4 protein-coding genes are annotated in these 2,446 nt (G+C 42.4%); all 4 read right to left on the bottom strand.

Features of this window, described 5'->3' with window-relative positions:
- A partial coding sequence (locus VIP81_RS18040; protein ID WP_331964033.1) for a (Fe-S)-binding protein occupies positions 1–537 on the bottom strand: 537 nt, incomplete at its 3' end.
- Positions 538–604: 67 nt separating this feature from the next.
- Positions 605–1,105, bottom strand: coding sequence for a 6,7-dimethyl-8-ribityllumazine synthase (gene ribH / locus VIP81_RS18035; RefSeq protein ID WP_331964030.1), 501 nt, complete (start codon positions 1,103–1,105; stop codon positions 605–607).
- A 123-nt stretch (positions 1,106–1,228) separates the two neighbouring features.
- Positions 1,229–1,930 carry a tetratricopeptide repeat protein gene (locus VIP81_RS18030; RefSeq protein WP_331964026.1) on the bottom strand — a complete coding sequence of 234 codons (702 nt, stop codon included), beginning with the start codon at positions 1,928–1,930 and terminating at the stop codon, positions 1,229–1,231.
- 150 nt (positions 1,931–2,080) lie between these two features.
- The coding region (locus VIP81_RS18025; RefSeq protein WP_331964021.1) for a thiamine pyrophosphate-dependent enzyme at positions 2,081–2,446 on the bottom strand (366 nt) is incomplete at its 5' end.

The raw sequence follows: 2,446 nt of genomic DNA, 5'->3' as shown, positions 1-2,446 counted from the left end.
TACGGCGAAAGTACCGCCAAATCCGCAACACACTTCGCTGTCGTTCATCTCTTTCAGCTCCAGCCCTTTTACTTTCTCGAGTAATTTGCGTGGACCTTCTTTGATGCCGCATTCCCGCAGTGCGCCGCATGCATCATGATAAGTGCCTACACCGTTGAGGGTAGCGCCCAGGTCAGTTACATGTAATACATCTGTGAGGAATTCCGTAAACTCGAAGAGGTTCTTTTTAATCAGTTTTACATCATTATGTGCGGCAGAATTATCGAATAATTTACCATAGTAGTTACGTACAAAACCGGTACAGGAACCGCTGGGAGCAACAATGTAATCGAAGGTTTTAAAATCCTTTACAAACTTGGTGGCTATCGTACGACATTCATCCTGATATCCCGCATTATAGGCGGGTTGTCCACAACAGGTTTGCTCCGTGTTATACATCACATTACATCCCAGTTTCTCCAGTACTTTCACCATATTAAAGGCGGTTTCAGGAAACAACTGGTCTACAAAACACGGTATAAATAACTGTACATTCATATAGCTTTTAGCTTTTAGCTGTTAGCTTTTAGCCAACCTTTTTTGTTTTGCCGTTTGTTGCTGGCTGTTAGCTCTTCGCTAACTTTCTTTGCAATGCAATCATCTTCAAAGCAGTGATGGCAGCCTCTTCTCCTTTGTGGCCGTGGGCTCCGCCGAGCCTGTCCAACGCCTGCTGTTCGTTATCTACCGTCAATATTCCAAATATAACAGGAACAGGTAACTGAAGGTTCAATTGAAGTATGCCTTCTGTTACAGCTTTACACACATAATCAAAATGAGGTGTTTCGCCGCGGATCACGCAACCGAAAGCAATAATAGCGCCAGGCTGTTTGCCAGTGCCTTTGGTGGCTTCCCAATATTGTTTACAGGCGTAAGGTAATTCGAAAGCACCAGGTACGAGTACTTTCTCTGTTTTGGTGATATGATACTGTGTAAGGGCTTTATCGCAACCTGCAACCAGTTCATTCACGATGGCGTCGTTCCATTCGGTATACACCATAACAACACTGGCATCCTCCAGGTTGAGAATGCCAGCGTCATTTAGTAAGCTCTTATTATGCTCGGACATACAATCAGTTTAGAATTACGAATTACGAATTACGAATTACGGATTGGCAGGTAAATAACGGCGGATAATAATCGCGTTTACTATCTGCCAATCCGTAATTCGTAATTCGTAATTCGTAATTGATTAGTTCTTTACATCACCCAGTCTTGCCAGGTACTTGTCCATTTCACGACCTTCATTGGTCAGTGGAAATTTCTCTTTAATTTCTTTATAGATAGTGATAGCATCCTGTGATTTACCAGCTTTTTCCAGGGCCAGACCGGCACGGAACAGGTAAACAGGCGCTGTCAGTTCGTTGTCGTTGTAATGACCCGCTTTTTTGTAAGACTCAATACCATCATCTGTTTTGTTCAGTTCCATGTAAGCGTCACCGATCAAACCATAAGCAGTAGGCTGGAGCAACAGATCGCTGGAGCTAAAAGACTTCAGCATATCGATACCTTTCTGGAAATCGCCCAGGCGGATATAACAAACACCTGCACTGTATTTAGCCAGGTTACCAGCTTGTGTGCTACCGTATTTTTCAGCTACCTGTAAAAAACCATAATTATTACCATCACCATTCAGTGCCAGTTTGAATGAATCTACTGCAAAGTAATTTTGCGCATGGAAAACCATTTCCTGTGCTTTGTTTTCATTCGGCTGTTTAACAAAACGGTTATAGGCGAAGAAACCGCCTACCACTACTACTACTGCGATTACGGCAATAGAAATAACGTTTTTGTTTTTATAGAAGAAGTCTTCTGCCTTGTGCATGGATTTCTCCAGGTCAAAATCATTTTTTGTAGGTTGAGGCACGGTGGCTTTATCTTTAGTTTCTGCCATTGTAAGGTGTAATTGTGATTGCTTGGTTATTTAATAGGTATTGAACCAGCTTTAAGCTATTAGCTTTTTAGCTGTTAGCCAATGCAGCTGAGATCAATTAGTATTTCTCCGCAGCATTGGCTAACAGCTAAAAAGCTAATAGCTTAAAGCTTAATCAACGATGAAAGGATAATCTTCCTGAACGTAAACGTCTTTCAACAATTCATCATCGTTTGGCCATGGAGATTCTTCTGCGAAAGTTACGCATTCTTCAACTTCCACTTTCACGCGTTCGTTGATTGCTTCGATTTCAGCTTCAGTAGCCCATTTATTTTTCTGAATAACTTTCAGTACTTCGTTGATAGGATCTTTCTCCTTGTACTCTTCCAGTTCTTCTTTAGTACGGTATTTAGCCGGATCACTCATGGAGTGACCACGATAACGGTAAGTCTTGATTTCCAGCAAGGTTGGACCGCCTTTTTCACGGCCGCGTTTTACGGCTCTTTCGATACCGTCATGCACCGCTTCGCAACTCAT

The sequence above is a fragment of the Chitinophaga sp. genome, assembly GCF_036566945.1.
In the GTDB taxonomy this organism is placed as follows: Bacteria; Bacteroidota; Bacteroidia; order Chitinophagales; family Chitinophagaceae; genus Chitinophaga.
The sequence above is the reverse complement of the archived record's forward strand: the minus strand, read 5'-3'. Positions and strand labels throughout refer to the sequence as shown.

Coding starts and splice junctions, on each gene's coding strand:
- ribH (WP_331964030.1), bottom strand. CDS start 1,105: ATGTCCGAGCATAATAAGAGCTTACTAAATGACGCTGGCATTCTCAAC.
- VIP81_RS18030 (WP_331964026.1), bottom strand. CDS start 1,930: ATGGCAGAAACTAAAGATAAAGCCACCGTGCCTCAACCTACAAAAAAT.